Genomic DNA, 15,873 nt, shown 5'->3' with positions numbered 1-15,873 from the left:
GCTATTTAACTAAGCCTACTTTTCTTTTCCATTCCGTGTAAAATGGAGGGTTTGTCAACATTAATTCACCGTGTTTGTCTAAAAAAACCTGAACGGTTTCACCTGTACAGACCACTTCATTTTTTATATTGTAAATGGTAAACCTGTATATCATTTTTGCTGCGGGCGTATCTACAATAGTCGTTTCTATCCGGGCTACATCACCGTAACGCAGCGACAATTTATGTTCTAGAGTTGTTTTTACAATGGGAGTCGTAAACTCATTGGCAAAAACATCCAGATAGGCAAGACCATGTTTACGTCCAAAGGCTTCCCTTCCATCCTCAAAATAAGTAATATAATGACCATGCCATACTATTCCAAGTGAATCTGCTTCGTTAAATCGAACACGAATTTCCTGTGAAACGGTCAAGGCAGCTGCTTCTTTATACAGCTCTTTTCTTCTTATCATACAGCAATGCTAAAGTTGTGGTAACTATAAAAAATAAAAACAATAAAAATAATTCAGGCAGCAGATCCAATAGAGATCCGTTGCGCAAAAGTACATCATAAAAAGCTTCCAGACCCCAATTCATTGGTGAGGATTGTGCGATAATCTGCATCACCTTGGGCATGGCAAACACCGGAACCCAAACACCGCCAATAGCCGCCAAAATTATCACAGACGTAGCACCAAACGGAGCCGATTGTTCCTGTGTCTTGGCAATAGTTCCCAATAATATTCCGAAACCAATCGCTGCTAAACCTGAAAACAGTGCTACGATACTCATTAAAATTAAATTTCCTTCAACATTTAAAGGGGGTAACCCTAAATGCGGAAACAGAAATACAGCCACTGCAATCATCATGTAAAACTGTATCAGGCAAATGATTAAATACATCACTGTTTTACCCGCCAAAACAACTCTATTGGAAACAGGATTGGTTCGCAATCGCACAAAAGTCCCTTGACTTTTTTCCTTTACCATATTGATTGACAACGGAATTACAATAAAAAAAACTGCAAAAAGTGTCCAAGCAGGAACATTATGCTGCACCGAATTCGGAAGAATTTCTTTGTCATTTATTTTCGGAATAATCTCTTTGAATGTAATAAAACTTTTTTGTTCAAATTGAGCATCCTCGCCGCCAAGTTCATCCTGAAAAGAAGTATAAATCGATTTGGTTTCTATTTGGGCAATCATTTTGTCGATAGCATTCATCACGCCGCTTCTAAAACTCAATTGAACCGCAGGATCAAAATAAAGCTTGACCTCTTTTTGATCGACAATTTTTGCAATTGGTTTCGTTGCCAACGAATCTGAAAAACCCAGACTGCTTACAATTTTTTGAACATTCTGATCAATTTTGGCCTGCAGATCGCTGCTCAAATGCGGCGGAATGATAATTGCCATTTGATATTTTCCGCTAAAAACAGCATCTTTGGCTTCAGCTTCAGTAATTTTTTTATTGTCAAAAGCGGTAATGACACTAAAAACATCACTCTTTTTTAAATTATCAAAAAGCGTTTTAGAAACCTTTCCATTATCATAATTAACTAAAATTATTGGAATTTTAGTCTCTTGTCCTTTTTTATAAGAGCTATCCTGAATAAGTGTAACGGTGATAATTAATACCAATGGCATTAAAAAAAGAGTCACAACACCTCCCATATCCCGCTTCAACAACAAGAATTCTTTGTAAACTGACATCCAAAGTTTATATAGCATCTCTCAGTTCTTTTCCTGTTAATGAAATAAAAACATCTTCAAGATTTCTGGCATTGGCTGTAGCCGCAATTAAATCCTTAGGTGTCCCCTGAGTGTAAATTACTCCTCTGTCGACTATAGCAATATGGTTACAAAAATCCTGCGCTTCGGATAAATGGTGTGACGTGTAAATTATGGTTGTACCCTTTTTATTAAGTTCCTTGAGATAATCAATAATTACATTTTTTGAATGTACATCGACTCCTACCGTAGGTTCATCAAGGAAAAGTACCTTTGGATTATGCAAAATCCCTGCAATCAAATTGACACGGCGTTTCATCCCGCCGGAGAAAGTCTCGATACGCTTATCAGCAAATTTCAGCAATCCCAAAAGATCCAGACTGTCAATTACTTTTTCTTTTAGAACGTCACCTTTTAAACCATACATACTCCCAAAATATAGCAGATTCTCTCTTGCTGTCAAGGTTGGATACAAAGCGTATTCCTGAGGAACAACGCCAATTCTATTCTTGATTTCATTGGCATTGACCGAGTAATTTAATCCGTCAATCGTGAAAGATCCCGAAGTAGGTTTTACCAAACCGCAAAGAATCGAAATCAATGTTGTTTTACCAGCTCCGTTTGGCCCAAGCAGTCCAAAAATATTTCCTTCGTTTATGTCCATAGAAAAATCATTCAATGAATACATTTCGGCATCATTGTATAATTTAGACAGATGTGATATTTGGATAATTGACTTCAATATGATTGTATTTAGCTTATTGCTTTTTTGAGTTTCTTAAAAAACACTTCTTCTTTATCGGCAATACTTAAAAGCTGGTCGGAAAGCAAATTGTAAACATCAGCTTTGGTACTTCTATTTTTATAAACCCGTGAGGCTTCGACAGCAAAATCTCTCCATAAATCACCTATAGCGGTCATTTCCAGCGACAATTTTTGCAATTCGTCATTATTCAAAATGACTGCCGCTTCCTGTAAAAAAGCTGCATATATAAATCTAAAACCACCACCCCCGGTTCCAATTTCTTCCTGCATTCTGACAATTTGAGCCAAATAATGATTCGCTTTTTTAGTTCCTTCCTTAACTGGCCATTTTTTAATTAGCCTGGCAACAAGACGAATTCCGCGAACACCAATTATTGGCATTGGCGCCAGCATATCGCGACAGGTATTTTTGATACCCTTTATAATTGCCCCTTTCAAGTCTACATTTGCAGGAACCTGAATCGGATAATATATTTGACCTCTTGGAGCAAAAGCCCCTTTGGCAAAACGCACTTTATTTAATTCGTCGTGTGTCAATGTAGTTACGTTTTCCATAACTGGATCACTAATTAAATAATCCGTTTCTGTTTTTCCATAAACTACCAGATTGTGTGCGTTGAAATGAAAACGGTACTCATCAGGAAAATACGTCAGGTTGTATACACCCACCTGCAATCCTGAAGGAATATTATTTTTTAAATTTTCGTCCAATGTCTTAACGGCATTGGCTTGGCTGGAAAATTTTTGTCTTTTAATTTTCAAGCCCAATCGTTTCGCCAGTCTATTGAAAATTTGACCCGGCATAGGTCTATAACTTATCGCAGGAGCGTAATTTACTTTTAGAAATGGGAGATAAACGAAGAAAAGTCCCGAACCAATTCCAAAAACCATTGGTTCGCTAATATTCAATCCATTATGTTTTAACAAATTGGAAGCCACTCCATTCTCACAATGAGCAGATTGATAATGTGTAAAATCGGTTTTCATTAATTAGTCTTAAAATTTTTCAATTCCTCTACAGTTATATTAAAAGAGTCGGCATATTTTTTTAAAATACTGTCACTTAATCCTGCGAAAACCTTAGGCTTAAAATGTCTTTTAACACGCCATTGCCACATTCCCACATAACTGGAAAGTACGCCGATATCCATTCTGCATAACTCCATATAATAACTAATAGGACTTACCTCGTTATTTTCTACCTGAGCCTTGGCAACAGCAATTCGTTCGCTAATTTCTTCAATCGAATTAGAAAGAGCAATACTTTTTGGTTCCCAGCCAGAACTTAAGGCAGTTGTATAATTGCCATTTTCATCCGTAGCATACACCAGCTCTTTCATATTTGTTTTAGAAAGATTTCCTTTATCTTGAGGTACTTCTTCTTTTTTCATTTTCTTTCTCTAGGAATTATTATTTTGAATAAACAACGTAATTTCTCCTTCTGACAGCATTTCGTCTTCCTTATACGTTTTGCATTGTATAGTACACAAACTGTATGAGTCCGAAATAAATTTCGAAATTAATACCGCTTTGGTAACAAGAGTTGAATTAACTTCTGGCAGTGAATATATTTTTAAGGTTTTAATTCCGCTGATAAAACCAATAACATCTGCTCCTGTCTTGGCATTATTATTTTCATCAATAAAGTAATCCTTGGCGACAATCATCGAACAGGTTTGCGCCATATTTTCGACCAGACCAGATTCCGTGAATAAATCATTCTTCAGAAATATATTTTCTGCTTTAATTTGAAAAATAGTGTCTACTTTTTCATCATCAATCTCTAAAATAAAATCCACCATCAGCATGGGAGCACGATGAGGCAGGTAATGGTTACTATTTACAAGTTTTGATGTATCTTTCTTATTCACTGTTTTTAATTATTTAGCCAAAACAGTTTTCATCTGTCCTTTGGCTATTTCTACATTGTTCAATTTACTAACAATATCTACCAAAGTTACTCCTCCAAATTCCTGTATAACAGTAACTGTTGTCCTTATTTCGTCATAAAGTTTGGGAAGCACTTTTATTTCCAATTTATTTATGGAACCAATATAACCTGTGGGAGCCTGTTCATTTCTCAAATAAAACTGATATCCTGTATGCAATGCCACAGACTGAGCCATGTGCTCTATAATTCCAGATTCTACAAAGGAATCATCCTTAAAAAAAACAGCATCATCCTGAATGGTAAACCCAGACACTAACTCAGTTTCAGAATAGCTATACAAAGTATCGACCATTACAAACGGTTTTTTTTGAGGAATTAAAGTCTCCACAAAATCTTTGATGCCTATTGGATTATTAGCTGTCATCGTCATTAACACACTGTTAAATAAGCATACGCATACGAAAAACGACCGCTTTCCGGCACAGACAAAAGAACTTTGTTCCCTTTTACCAGTTTACCTGAATTCATTAATTCTTCTAAGGCCAGATAAATTGAAGCCGAACCGACATTCCCAACATATGCCAAATTCATAAACCATTTTTCCATTGGTATTACCATTCCTTTTTCTGCCAATGATTCTCTTAAACCATCTACAAAATAATGAGAAGAAACGTGTGGCAAAAAGTAATCAATTTGATCAGCAGTAATATTGTTTTTATCCAATGCTTCTTTCATACTTTCGGCACCCTTAACCAAAATATGTTCATCAAGCACTTTTATATCCTGTTTAACTGCAAATATAGATTCGCTGAGCCATTCATTTGGATCAAAATCATTCCAAGGTTTTATATCGCCATTTTCTAATTTATCTCCTCCAGCATACATGCATGTCTCTATTTCATGTGCATAAGAATAAGCTTCCATCCATTCTATTTTTAAGGAAATAGCTCCAGTTGGCTTGTTTTCCAATAAAAAGGCACCCGCTCCGTCAGACAGCATCCATCTTAAAAAATCTTTTCTAAAAGCAATTATGGGCTGCTCTTCCAATTTTTTTAGATTAACAATTTCATTTTCAAATCTATTGGCAGACAGCCACGAAGAAACTTTTTCAGAACCAGAGCAAACTGCATTATTTGTATTTCCGGATTTTACTGAAAGATAACCAAATTTTAAGGCGTTCATCCCTGAACAGCACACCCCTGAAGATGAATTAAGTTCCAGATTTTTATTTTTTAATAAGCCATGTACCATTGCCGCATGAGACGGAACAAGAACATCTGGAGTAGCAGTTCCACAAGATAACAATTCCACATCTTGATCAGTAAAACGATTATCAAATAATCCCTGAATGGCTATATGAGTTATTTCAGCGTTATTGTGAGTACTGTTTCCATTTTTATCTCGTGCATAATAACGGCTTACAATCTTATTATTTCTTAATATTAATCTTCTGCCTTTGGATGCTGTTTCATTTATCAATCCCAAATAATCTTCCATTTCATCATTAAAAACAGCTTCATTTGGCAAGCACTTCGCCGCTTTTGTAATATATACATCAAACATATAATCTAATTTACTCCTTTATAATATTCTAATTCCTGCTTTATTTTTTTAATTTTTAACGGATACGTAAGAACGTGTAATATATAAACTATTGGTGAAACTACCCAAATAGCTAGTATTAAATACACTTTAAATATTTTTGTCCAAAATTTTCTTGATTCCCTTTTAGTTATGATGAAATTTGACCATTTTGAAAAAATTTTATTAGCTGTTTTATCAACTCTAATTAAGTAGGAACTTACTTTTACTGCATTAATCGCAACCAATTTCGTTTGCAAATTATCTAAATCATTCTCATTAAAGCCTGCAAGAATTACTTCTCCGAATTTTGTTGATTCACGAATATCTTTATCTGAAACTCCGGGTAATGGAAAAATTCCAAGATACCTTTTTTTAACTCCTGAAAACATCCACTCTACAATTGTAATCACACTTATCAGATTCCCTACTCTATCTACTAAAGCCACATTCCCTTTTAATAAAGCATTATTTTGCTTCAATAAAACTTTGACTTTTTCCTGCGCCATGAACCACATGTTTCTGGAACCATTTATTGTTACAACTGGTGTATCCTTAAATAAAATTTTGGCTTCCGGACTTTTCAATAAAGAATTTACGGGGATTGAAGGTGTTAAATACCAAACCTGATAATTCAAAAGAATCAAATCAAACTTCATTTCCATTATTTCATTTGGAATGGGTTTAATAGGAGCAGGAATCTGCAAAAATGATTCTGGAAAAGCATTAAAAAAAGCATCATTATTCCAAGGAAATGGGAAAGATTGCTCCATTTTAATTTCATGAAACACTACATTTATTTTTTCTGAATCTAAAAACGGTTTTGCTATATTTCTGGCAATAGTTTCTAATTGTCCCGATTGAGAATAATAGATTACAAGGACATTTTTCATACATGTTTTTTTTTACAAAAGCGAATATAACTTAAATTAATACATAAGACTAATAGACATTTATTTCTTTAAAATTTCTTGATTTATGCGCTCTCTTAACATGAACCCAATCTGGCCATGTTGCAGTATCTTCCGCATCATAAATTCTTAACTTTTGATTCGCATCTTCAATAATCAAATCATCGGGTTGGCATCCCAAAATTAGCGAAGCTGCAACAACACCAGAATGTGTAGCTCCTCCGATTCCATGAGAAAGTGTGCTCGCACCACAAAGATATAGGTTATTTATTTCGGATTTATTTTTATACGAGAACGGACCAACTTGATTTAATGTTTTTTCAGTTCCATACACATTTCCTCTTGTTGAATTAACATAAAATTCATTTGTTTTAGGAGTACCCAACTCTGCTTGTACACAATTTTTTTTTGCCCCAGGAATAATTTTCTCAATATTATTCATCAATTTATTTATTACTTTTTCTTTAAAAATAATGTATGCTTCATTATGATAATCCTCTAACCCGTTAAAACCATTTAAATTATCATAATTCACGTAAGTTACCACTTCAAAATTATGATACCTGCCATTAAAACTCACTGGATCTTTTATTGTGGTACAACTTATAAATACCGCTGGAAACAAATCACCCTCTGTGATATCATTATTCATTAAATCATCAAAATTAGCATCATCATTTTCATCCTTCATCATCCAAATATTACCCGAATCAATCCCAAACTGAGTGACATCCATATCCAAGGTCAAGAATAAAATAAGTGAGCTGACTGAATATTTTGTTTTTTCTAATTTTTTTACTAATCCTTTACTGAGATTTGATTTTCCAATAAGATTTAAATAAGTAACAGCTGGATCTGCGTTTGAAACAACATTTTTAGCATAAATTACTGTTCCATCTTTAAGTTGAACCCCAATTGCTTTTTTGTTTTCTATAATTATTTTTTTTACATCTTGTTTGACTCGAACTTCACCTCCATGTTTCTTGACACCGTTGGTCATTGCCTTTACAATTCCTCCTCCCCCGCCCATGGGATAAAATCCTCCTTCAAGATAGTGACTCATTACAGAACAATGTACCGGAAAACAAGCTCTCTTTGGCGAAAGTCCATGATCGCCGCATTGCACATTTAAAACAGCCTTTAATAAAGGATCTTTGATATGCCAACTGATTACTCTTTTTAATGAAAATAAGGAAAACTTACCAAAGTGTTTGGTTCTAAAAGGCACTGTAATATTTTGCCAAAACCCTTTTAACTTAGGTATTAATTGGAGTTCTCTGTTAACTCTTTGCACAAGAGTTAAATATTCTACAATATTTTTTTTTTCTTTTGGAAAACGCTTAACAAGAGTTTCTGATAAATTTTCAACCCCTGATGGAAAACTAAAGGTTTCTTCACCAATAATAGCATGTTCATATCCTTTGTCATTCATTCGGAAAAAAACCATATCATTTGCAATCCCTAACCCGCGATACAATTCATTCGTAGACTGCCCGTTGCCTATAAGTCCCACATAGTGAACTCCTGGACTAAATCGTTGCCCATTTAAAGTAAAACTATGACTCCATCCACCAGGAACGTAATGCTGCTCTAGTACCAAAACTTTTTGACCAGCACGTGCTAAACAAATTGCTGTTGCCAATCCACCTACACCTGATCCTATAATGATTGAATCATATTTTTTCATAGTTTGCATGCGGTTTTATAAAATACAAAATCAATGAAAAAACTGAATTTTAGCATAATTAAACGTTAAATTACTTATTACTTAATTGGTTCCAAAAATCGAAATAATTGAACCACTGCAAAGGATATTTTTTTATCATACCTTCTACACTTTCTGTATATTCTTTCAGTAAACCCTTTTCGTCACGGTGCTTTACTTTGGCTTCTCTGGTATAAAGATGATAATGCAAATTAGATTCTTTCATTACATAAACAAAAAGAACAGGAACTTTCAATCTGGATGCAATAAGAAATGGTCCTGCAGGAAAAAGAGCTTCTTGCCCCAATAAATTTTCGCTTAACGATTTTACTCCTTCAAAATACCTATCGCCAGTAAAACAAACCAACTCATTTCTGGCCAGTGCAGAATTAATTTCGAAAATATGAGACAAATCCTCTCCTATTAATATAAAATTGATCCTAGGTTTTTTAGTAATACTTTCAAGATATTTCTTTATTGCAGAATGCTCTAAATCGGTAGTAACCAGATTTATTTGCAGATTAAAATCAACTTCACTAAAAAAATGCTCGGCTATCTCAAAATTTCCAATATGGGCACTAATTAATACACCACCTTTCTTTTCTTTTAACAATTTGATAATAAACTCCTTACCATCGTGCTCATAAGTAAACTTATCCTTTAGACCAGCACCGATTGCAATTTTATCAATAATGGTTTGTCCAAATGTATAATAACTTCTAAAAACCATCGTTTTAGATTTTAAATACGGATACCCCAGCCTTTTTCTAAAATAATAAAAGATCGAGTCATTGCTTTTTTTGAGGAAAATAAAATAATACGCTGCTACAAAATAAAGTACAAAATAGGCTGCTTTTACTCCAATTTTATTAATGAAGAAAACAAAAATTTTGTACCCAAGAACAGTACCTTTAGATTTTCCATCCCATTGACTCATTACATTAAGCCTTTGATTTAATTTTATTTTCTATAAGATCATAAAAACTTTGAAAAGTGTCTATTCCTACAAAATCTCCTTCAACTAATTTTACTCCAAAGTTTGATTCGATGGATACAACAAGATCTACATAATCTAAACTATCCAGTCCCAAAGTGTCTTTTAAATTTGCTTCAAACTGGATATCATCACCATCCACCTCAAATTCATCAATTAAAAACCCGTTTACTCTCTCAATAATTTCTTCTTTATTCATGTAATATTTAATATTTTTTTATGGGAAACATGTAATCGCATATTAACTTTAGTCTTTATGACCAATTTTAAGGAATGCTTATTTCATTACTTTTTTTTATACTTTTTAACTACTAATGCTGAATTCGTACCTCCAAAACCGAAGGAATTCGACAAAAATATATCAATTTTTTTATTTAACGTTGTTTTAACCAAATTTAATTTTGCAGCATCAGCATCTGGTGTTTCCAAATTAATATTTGGTGCTATGAAATCATTCTGCATCATCAGAATAGAATAAATTACCTCACTCGCTCCAGCCATCCAGCATTCGTGTCCTGTCATTGATTTTGTTGAACTGACATAAGGATTATTCTCTCCAAAAACTTCAAAAATAGCCTTTGCTTCATTATCGTCTCCTACGGGAGTTGACGTTGCATGGGCATTAATATAATCAACCTCACTTGACTTTATGCCTGCTTCATCCAAGGCTCTTTGCATTGCCGTAGAAGGGCCTTCGACATTTGGAGTAGAGATATGGCCTCCATTGGATGAAAATCCATATCCGATTACTTCTGCCAAGATAGTGGCTCCTCTTTTTATTGCCGAATCATAAGACTCCAAAATCAAAGTAGCAGCACCACCGCTTGGAATTAATCCATCGCGATTGGCATCAAAAGGTCTTGAAGCTTTGGCCGGTTCATCTTCTCTGGCAGAAAAAACACCCAAACCATCAAAACTACTCATCGCATATTTATTAATTTCCTGAGCTCCTCCACAGATAACTATATCCTGAAAACCGCTTTTAATTAAAAAATATGCCATCCCAATAGAATGAGAACCGCTCGCACAGGCAGCACTAATTGTCAAATTAATCCCCCTCAGCTTAAAAATTGTCGAAAGATTCATGGTAACAGTCGAATTCATGGACTTAAAAATAGCCCCCGAACCTATTAAAGTAGTATCTTTTTTCTCACGAATAATATCTGTTGCCTCAATAATAGCCTTAGATACACTATCATTACCATACATAACGCCAACTTCATTTTTTTCAAAAAAAGCATCATCAATATTGGCATTTTTTAAGGCTTCAATAGTTGCCATATATGCATATTCCGTTTCCTCTCCAAGACTTATTCTTTGTCTTCTGGAAAGTAAATTTTTTAAATCCGGTTTAGGTACTGTACCCGTCAAAGCTGATCTAAAACCAAATTCCTTGCGTTCTGGATCAAATACAATTCCAGACTTTCCTTCAAATAAAGAATCTTTTACTTCATCAAGCGAAGTTCCAATACAGGAATAAATTCCCATTCCCGTTATGACTACTCTATTATTCATTGATAACTTTTATTTTTATGAATAAATTCCACCATTAATATTAATCACTTCACCAGTAATATAGCTGGCTTTCTTCGAAACAAGAAAACTAACCAGATCCGCAACTTCATCAGCTTCACCAAAACGATTTAAAGGTATCATTTTTGTCAATTCGGCTTCATCAAGTTCGCTGGTCATATCTGTTTTTATAAAACCCGGAGCAACGGCATTTACAGTAATGTTTCTTTTGGCTATTTCCTGCGCCAAAGCTTTGGTAGCACCTATTATTGCACCCTTAGCAGCCGAATAATTGGTTTGCCCTGCCGTACCTTTCACTCCCGATAAAGACACCATATTTACAATGCGTCCATATTTATTACGAAGCATTTTTTGCATAAAAAAATTAGTCACATTAAAAAAACCATTCAAGCTGGTATTTATAACACTTGACCAATCATCTTGGCTCATCCACATGAACAAACCGTCTTTTGTAATTCCTGCATTGTTTACAATGACCTCGACAACCGCTTTTGGATTTGCCTCTTGCCATTGTGTCAATACTGACTGAACTTCGGTAAAATCAGCAACATCAAATTGCAGAATTTCCCCAGTAGCACCTTTTGCCACTACAGATTCCAAAGTTTCCTCAGCAGCTTTTTTATTGGAATGGTAATTAATTAAAATATGATAATCACTATCCAGTGCCAATTTTTCGCAGATAGCACTGCCAATTCCTCTTGAACCTCCTGTTACCAATGCACACTTCATATATAAAATTTAAATTGTAGATTTTAGATTGCTGTGTTAATTAACACTTTTTCAGAAAGTAATTTTTCAATCTAAAATATAATTACTTTTGAAAAGGTTCTGCGTTTTCAAACCATTGATTTCCTAAGACAGAACCATCTGGTTTTAAAAACCCCCACTTATTTTCGTTCTTAACTCTTGCTGTTCCCTTAATGAATCCTTTTTGATCATCTTTAAAAATCGAAAAAATACCTCCAGCTGTAATACCATACTGCGTTGGAATTACCAATTTTCCGGTTGTATTTATAAAACCCCAATTTTTATCTTTAACCGGTGCCAAACCATCCGCACTGAACATTTCTGCATCATTATAAACAGGATCAATAACTAAAGTTCCCTTCATATCAATATATCCCCATTTTTTACCAACTAATACTGGGGCTAGATTTTTATTAAAAGCTTTGGCTTTATCAAATTTAGGTTCTATAACCCAATTCCCTTTTAAGTCAATAAATCCTATCTTGTCATTTTTTCTAGCATAAGTAATGTCTTGAACCAAAAAATCCCAGATTTTATCTACTCCATCAATTGCTCTGAATTTCCCTGATACTACTAAACCAAAAGCAGTACCATTTTTTGCCCAAGTAACATTTTTAAAATAATTTCCAATTTCGTCATAAATTATTTCTACAACAATTTTACCGGTATTGTCAATTATTCCCCAACGGTCATTATTTTTAACTCTTGCAAAACCGTTTTCAAATGATTTAATCATATCATATTTTGGTTCAACAACAATTGCCATCTTATTGTTTATCAATCCAATTTTATCTCCTTGTCTGATGAATGCAACTCCATCTTCAAAATCGTATAATTTTTCTGTAATTGGAGGTGTTTGAACTTCTCCCTTTTTATTAATAAATACCCATTTTTTATCTTTGGATACTACACAAATTCCGCTATTAAAGTATTTGGCATCGTCAAATGCTGCTGGTATTATTATTTCTCCTTTAGCATTTATAAAACCCCATTTCCCATTATCTTCAAAAGCGGCTAAACCATCTGAAAAGTTTTTAGCATTTTTATATTTTGGCTGAATACCAAATTCCCCCGTTTTTGAAATATAACCAAACTTATCGTCTTTTCTCACTAAAGCCAGTTCTTGAGCACTTATAAATTGATAAAATAGAATAAAAAACAATGCTGATTTTTTCATGTTTTATAATTTTAAAATATTAAAAACAAACAAATTACTAATTATTCATCAAATAATCTTTTACCTTTTGTACAAAAGGATACATAACCTGATCCTTTTCGAACCTTGGGATTATTAATCTAACATCATCATATATTTTTCTTGTTACAGATGAAATTAAATCTTTTTGCTCCAGACAATCAATTGCCTGAACAATAGTTATCAGTTCGATTGCCAAAACTTCAAAAGCATTTTCTATAACCTTGGAGGTAATCACGGCCGCATTTGTACCCATACTTACAATATCCTGATTGTCATTGTTGTTTGGAATACTGTGAACATACATCGGATTCGACAGCATTTGATTTTCGGCAGTGGTTGAAGTCGCCGTAAATTGAACTCCCTGCATTCCAAAATTAAAGCCTAAGGTTCCCAAATTGACAAATGGAGGCAAAAGTTCATTAATTTTTGAATTTAATAAATAATTCAGCTGTCTTTCGGCAAGCATTGTTAATTTGGTAATAACAATTTTTAATTTATCCATTTCCAGCGAAATATAATCTCCGTGAAAATTCCCGCCATGGTATACATGCTGGTTTTTTACATCTATAATAGGATTGTCATTTGCAGAGTTAAATTCTTCTTCGAGAATGGAAGCCACATTATTTATCGTTTCCAAAATTGGTCCCAAAATTTGGGGAACACAGCGCAATGAATAATATTCCTGCACTTTTTCTTTAAAAACATCTTCTGTATTTTCGCCAGAATATAGATGATCTTCCCTCTTTCTAATCAAGGCACTGTCGGCAAGATTCGAACGCATTCTGGAAGCAATTTCCCGTTGTCCCTCATGACGTTTTGTATTATTTAACTCCTCAGAGAAATGATCGTCATACGCTTGTACAACTTCATTAATAGCACCCGAAAATTTTATAGACCAATCTATTAATTTATTAGCATTATGCACATTTACGACTCCTATTCCAGTCATTACCGAAGTTCCGTTCATTAACGCCAGACCTTCTCTGATTTCTACCTGAATAGGTTCTAATTTTTCTATTGCAAAAACTTCTGCCGTAGCTCTTCTTTCTCCTTTATAAAAAACCTCTCCTTCACCAATAAGAACCAAGGCCAAATGCGCCAATTGCACTAAATCGCCGCTCGCTCCTACTCCGCCATGTTCAAAAATTAAAGGTGTAATATCTTTGTTAATAAGTTCTTTCATCAAATGAATTACTGACGGATGAACCCCTGAATTACCTAAGGAAAGCGTGTTTAATCGAGCCAATATTGCCGCTTTTACACAAGCAGCACTCAATGGTTTTCCTGTACCGGAAGCGTGGCTGCGAATCAAATTATATTGTAGCTGTATCCGGTCTTCGTCTTTAATACGATATTGGGCCATAGGACCAAAACCAGTATTCACACCATAAATAATTTTGTTGACTGAAAATTCCTTTAAAAAATCAAAACTTTCATTAACTCTTTCTAAAACATCCTGACTGATATCTATTTTATTATTATCAAAAATTACAGATTCGAACTCTTTTAGACTTAAATATTCCTTTAAAGTATTCATTAACTTGTATTTATTTTTTTACATTAAATATATTAAAATTTTGTTTTTATTTAGAATTTAATGTGGTTAATTTGAATGAGCAAATGTAGCATAATATCGCTAAAATCTGCAAAACGATGTTTTATTTTACAATTATCATTTCAAAAAAAACCTAACTACAACAAAAACAAACACATATATATAATTTTAAATCAAAATAAATGAAAGATTTTGGTTCGGATAAAAAAACCGTTATTCAGGCTAACTTAGATGCCCAAAAAATTGCCTTTGCCCCCATAATGTTTCAGGCGGCGAAATCACTTCGAAATCTAGGAATTTTAGACTATTTGTTTCATCACACAAAAGCAAATACAGAAACCATTGCAAAATCATTAAACTTATCTGTTTACGGTGTAAAGGTACTACTCGAAGCCGGTCTAAGCTTAGAACTGGTTTATCTGAGGAACAACGAATTTATATTAACAAAAACAGGCTACTTCATCCTAAGAGACAAAGCAACCAATATTAATATGGATTTCACGCAGGATGTTAATTATTTTGCAATGAATCATCTCGAGGAATCTATAGTACAGGGTAAGCCAAAAGGGCTAAAAGAATTAGGAAATTGGGATACAGTTTACATAGGATTATCAGAATTGCCGGAAAAAGCCAAGAAAAGCTGGTTCGATTTTGATCATTTTTATTCAGATTATACGTTTCCCGATGTACTGCCTATTCTATTTAATTCCAATCCTAAAACCATTATGGATGTCGGGGGTAACACTGGTAAATTTGCTATACTATGTGCGAAATACAATCCAACTGTAAAAATTACTATTCTCGATTTACCAGGGCAGACCAAAATGGCTCAAAAAAATATCGCCGAAAACAATCTCGAAGATAGAATTTTTACTAAAAATATTAATCTTCTTGATCCTTCCAGCGTTTTACCAAAAGATTTTGATGCTATTTGGATGAGTCAGTTCATTGATTGTTTTTCTTTGGAAGAAATAGAAAAAATTTTCAGCAAAGCTCATGCTGCCATGTCTGAAAACACCCGTTTTTATATCTTGGAAACCTTTTGGGATTTACAAAGATTCCAATCTTCAACATACAGCCTGCACGCAACTTCACTATATTTTACAGCTGTTGCCAACGGAAACAGTCAAATGTTTCATTCGAAAGATATTTTAAAAATCATCGAAAAAGTAGGTTTTGAGGTAGACGAAATACATGAAATCATCGGAATGAGCCACACCTTGATTAAATGTAAAAAAAAGAATCGTATAGAATGATAAATATTTAAATTTGCACAATTCAAAG

The 15,873-nt window shown here is 33.9% G+C and carries 17 protein-coding genes; 1 reads left to right on the top strand and 16 read right to left on the bottom strand.

Annotation, left to right across the window (positions count from 1 at the left end; genetic code table 11):
* Window position 1: 1 nt before the first annotated feature.
* The 16 genes from OZP07_RS07590 to flxA form a co-directional block, all read right to left on the bottom strand.
* Complete coding sequence (locus OZP07_RS07590) at window positions 2-451, bottom strand: acyl-CoA thioesterase (protein WP_194640944.1); 450 nt, start codon at window positions 449-451, stop codon at window positions 2-4.
* On the bottom strand, window positions 426-1,691 hold the full coding sequence (locus OZP07_RS07585) for an ABC transporter permease (protein WP_281637849.1): 1,266 nt from the start codon (window positions 1,689-1,691) through the stop codon (window positions 426-428). Before OZP07_RS07585 ends, OZP07_RS07590 begins: the two co-directional genes overlap by 26 nt.
* Window positions 1,692-1,698: 7 nt before the next feature.
* A complete protein-coding gene (locus OZP07_RS07580; protein ID WP_281638460.1) occupies window positions 1,699-2,397 on the bottom strand; it encodes an ABC transporter ATP-binding protein in 699 nt (232 codons plus the stop codon).
* Window positions 2,398-2,462: 65 nt separating this feature from the next.
* Window positions 2,463-3,461: a BtrH-related acyltransferase DarH gene (darH, locus tag OZP07_RS07575; RefSeq protein ID WP_281637848.1), complete on the bottom strand. Its 999-nt coding sequence runs from the start codon at window positions 3,459-3,461 to the stop codon at window positions 2,463-2,465.
* Window positions 3,461-3,865, bottom strand: a complete 405-nt coding sequence (gene DarG / locus OZP07_RS07570; protein ID WP_194640947.1) for a flexirubin biosynthesis protein DarG — start codon at window positions 3,863-3,865, stop codon at window positions 3,461-3,463. The genes darH and DarG overlap by 1 nt, the downstream gene beginning before the upstream one ends.
* Before the next feature lie 9 nt (window positions 3,866-3,874).
* Window positions 3,875-4,345, bottom strand: a complete 471-nt coding sequence (locus tag OZP07_RS07565) for a hotdog family protein (RefSeq protein ID WP_281637847.1) — start codon at window positions 4,343-4,345, stop codon at window positions 3,875-3,877.
* Between the two features lie 9 nt (window positions 4,346-4,354).
* Window positions 4,355-4,789 carry a hotdog family protein gene (locus OZP07_RS07560; protein ID WP_281637846.1) on the bottom strand — a complete coding sequence of 145 codons (435 nt, stop codon included), beginning with the start codon at window positions 4,787-4,789 and terminating at the stop codon, window positions 4,355-4,357.
* 5 nt (window positions 4,790-4,794) lie between these two features.
* Window positions 4,795-5,928, bottom strand: a complete 1,134-nt coding sequence (gene darB, locus OZP07_RS07555; RefSeq protein ID WP_194640949.1) for a dialkylresorcinol biosynthesis protein DarB — start codon at window positions 5,926-5,928, stop codon at window positions 4,795-4,797.
* 5 nt (window positions 5,929-5,933) lie between these two features.
* Window positions 5,934-6,839 carry an NADPH-dependent FMN reductase family protein gene (locus OZP07_RS07550; RefSeq protein ID WP_281637845.1) on the bottom strand — a complete coding sequence of 302 codons (906 nt, stop codon included), beginning with the start codon at window positions 6,837-6,839 and terminating at the stop codon, window positions 5,934-5,936.
* 49 nt (window positions 6,840-6,888) lie between these two features.
* Complete coding sequence (locus OZP07_RS07545) at window positions 6,889-8,544, bottom strand: phytoene desaturase family protein (protein WP_194640951.1); 1,656 nt, start codon at window positions 8,542-8,544, stop codon at window positions 6,889-6,891.
* A 70-nt stretch (window positions 8,545-8,614) separates the two neighbouring features.
* Window positions 8,615-9,499 (bottom strand): lysophospholipid acyltransferase family protein, encoded by an 885-nt coding sequence (locus OZP07_RS07540; RefSeq protein WP_281637844.1) that lies wholly within the window; start codon window positions 9,497-9,499, stop codon window positions 8,615-8,617.
* A 4-nt stretch (window positions 9,500-9,503) separates the two neighbouring features.
* Window positions 9,504-9,755: a phosphopantetheine-binding protein gene (locus OZP07_RS07535; RefSeq protein ID WP_194640953.1), complete on the bottom strand. Its 252-nt coding sequence runs from the start codon at window positions 9,753-9,755 to the stop codon at window positions 9,504-9,506.
* A gap of 86 nt (window positions 9,756-9,841) precedes the next feature.
* Entirely contained in the window at window positions 9,842-11,071 is a 1,230-nt protein-coding gene (locus OZP07_RS07530) for a beta-ketoacyl-[acyl-carrier-protein] synthase family protein (RefSeq protein WP_194640954.1), read from the bottom strand.
* Between the two features lie 15 nt (window positions 11,072-11,086).
* Window positions 11,087-11,818, bottom strand: a complete 732-nt coding sequence (gene flxB / locus OZP07_RS07525; protein WP_281637843.1) for a flexirubin biosynthesis SDR family reductase FlxB — start codon at window positions 11,816-11,818, stop codon at window positions 11,087-11,089.
* Window positions 11,819-11,900: 82 nt separating this feature from the next.
* A complete protein-coding gene (locus OZP07_RS07520; RefSeq protein WP_281637842.1) occupies window positions 11,901-13,013 on the bottom strand; it encodes a WG repeat-containing protein in 1,113 nt (370 codons plus the stop codon).
* Between the two features lie 37 nt (window positions 13,014-13,050).
* Complete coding sequence (flxA, locus tag OZP07_RS07515) at window positions 13,051-14,571, bottom strand: flexirubin biosynthesis tyrosine ammonia-lyase FlxA (protein ID WP_281637841.1); 1,521 nt, start codon at window positions 14,569-14,571, stop codon at window positions 13,051-13,053.
* 200 nt (window positions 14,572-14,771) lie between these two features.
* On the opposite strand from flxA, the gene OZP07_RS07510 reads away from it, so the two are divergent.
* Window positions 14,772-15,845: a class I SAM-dependent methyltransferase gene (locus tag OZP07_RS07510; protein ID WP_281637840.1), complete on the top strand. Its 1,074-nt coding sequence runs from the start codon at window positions 14,772-14,774 to the stop codon at window positions 15,843-15,845.
* The last annotated feature ends 28 nt before the right edge of the window (window positions 15,846-15,873 follow it).

The sequence above is a fragment of the Flavobacterium marginilacus genome, from assembly GCF_026870155.1.
Taxonomy (GTDB): domain Bacteria; phylum Bacteroidota; class Bacteroidia; order Flavobacteriales; family Flavobacteriaceae; genus Flavobacterium; species Flavobacterium marginilacus.
The sequence above is the reverse complement of the archived record's forward strand: the minus strand, read 5'-3'. Positions and strand labels throughout refer to the sequence as shown.

Excerpts from the sequence above, each read along its gene's own strand:
- OZP07_RS07590 (WP_194640944.1), bottom strand. The coding sequence starts at position 451 with ATGATAAGAAGAAAAGAGCTGTATAAAGAAGCAGCTGCCTTGACCGTT.
- OZP07_RS07585 (WP_281637849.1), bottom strand. The coding sequence starts at position 1,691 with ATGTCAGTTTACAAAGAATTCTTGTTGTTGAAGCGGGATATGGGAGGT.
- OZP07_RS07580 (WP_281638460.1), bottom strand. The coding sequence starts at position 2,397 with ATGTATTCATTGAATGATTTTTCTATGGACATAAACGAAGGAAATATT.
- darH (WP_281637848.1), bottom strand. The coding sequence starts at position 3,461 with ATGAAAACCGATTTTACACATTATCAATCTGCTCATTGTGAGAATGGA.
- DarG (WP_194640947.1), bottom strand. The coding sequence starts at position 3,865 with ATGAAAAAAGAAGAAGTACCTCAAGATAAAGGAAATCTTTCTAAAACA.
- OZP07_RS07560 (WP_281637846.1), bottom strand. The coding sequence starts at position 4,789 with ATGACAGCTAATAATCCAATAGGCATCAAAGATTTTGTGGAGACTTTA.
- darB (WP_194640949.1), bottom strand. The coding sequence starts at position 5,928 with ATGTTTGATGTATATATTACAAAAGCGGCGAAGTGCTTGCCAAATGAA.
- OZP07_RS07550 (WP_281637845.1), bottom strand. The coding sequence starts at position 6,839 with ATGAAAAATGTCCTTGTAATCTATTATTCTCAATCGGGACAATTAGAA.
- OZP07_RS07545 (WP_194640951.1), bottom strand. The coding sequence starts at position 8,544 with ATGAAAAAATATGATTCAATCATTATAGGATCAGGTGTAGGTGGATTG.
- OZP07_RS07540 (WP_281637844.1), bottom strand. The coding sequence starts at position 9,499 with ATGAGTCAATGGGATGGAAAATCTAAAGGTACTGTTCTTGGGTACAAA.
- OZP07_RS07535 (WP_194640953.1), bottom strand. The coding sequence starts at position 9,755 with ATGAATAAAGAAGAAATTATTGAGAGAGTAAACGGGTTTTTAATTGAT.
- OZP07_RS07530 (WP_194640954.1), bottom strand. The coding sequence starts at position 11,071 with ATGAATAATAGAGTAGTCATAACGGGAATGGGAATTTATTCCTGTATT.
- flxB (WP_281637843.1), bottom strand. The coding sequence starts at position 11,818 with ATGAAGTGTGCATTGGTAACAGGAGGTTCAAGAGGAATTGGCAGTGCT.
- OZP07_RS07520 (WP_281637842.1), bottom strand. The coding sequence starts at position 13,013 with ATGAAAAAATCAGCATTGTTTTTTATTCTATTTTATCAATTTATAAGT.
- flxA (WP_281637841.1), bottom strand. The coding sequence starts at position 14,571 with ATGAATACTTTAAAGGAATATTTAAGTCTAAAAGAGTTCGAATCTGTA.
- OZP07_RS07510 (WP_281637840.1), top strand. The coding sequence starts at position 14,772 with ATGAAAGATTTTGGTTCGGATAAAAAAACCGTTATTCAGGCTAACTTA.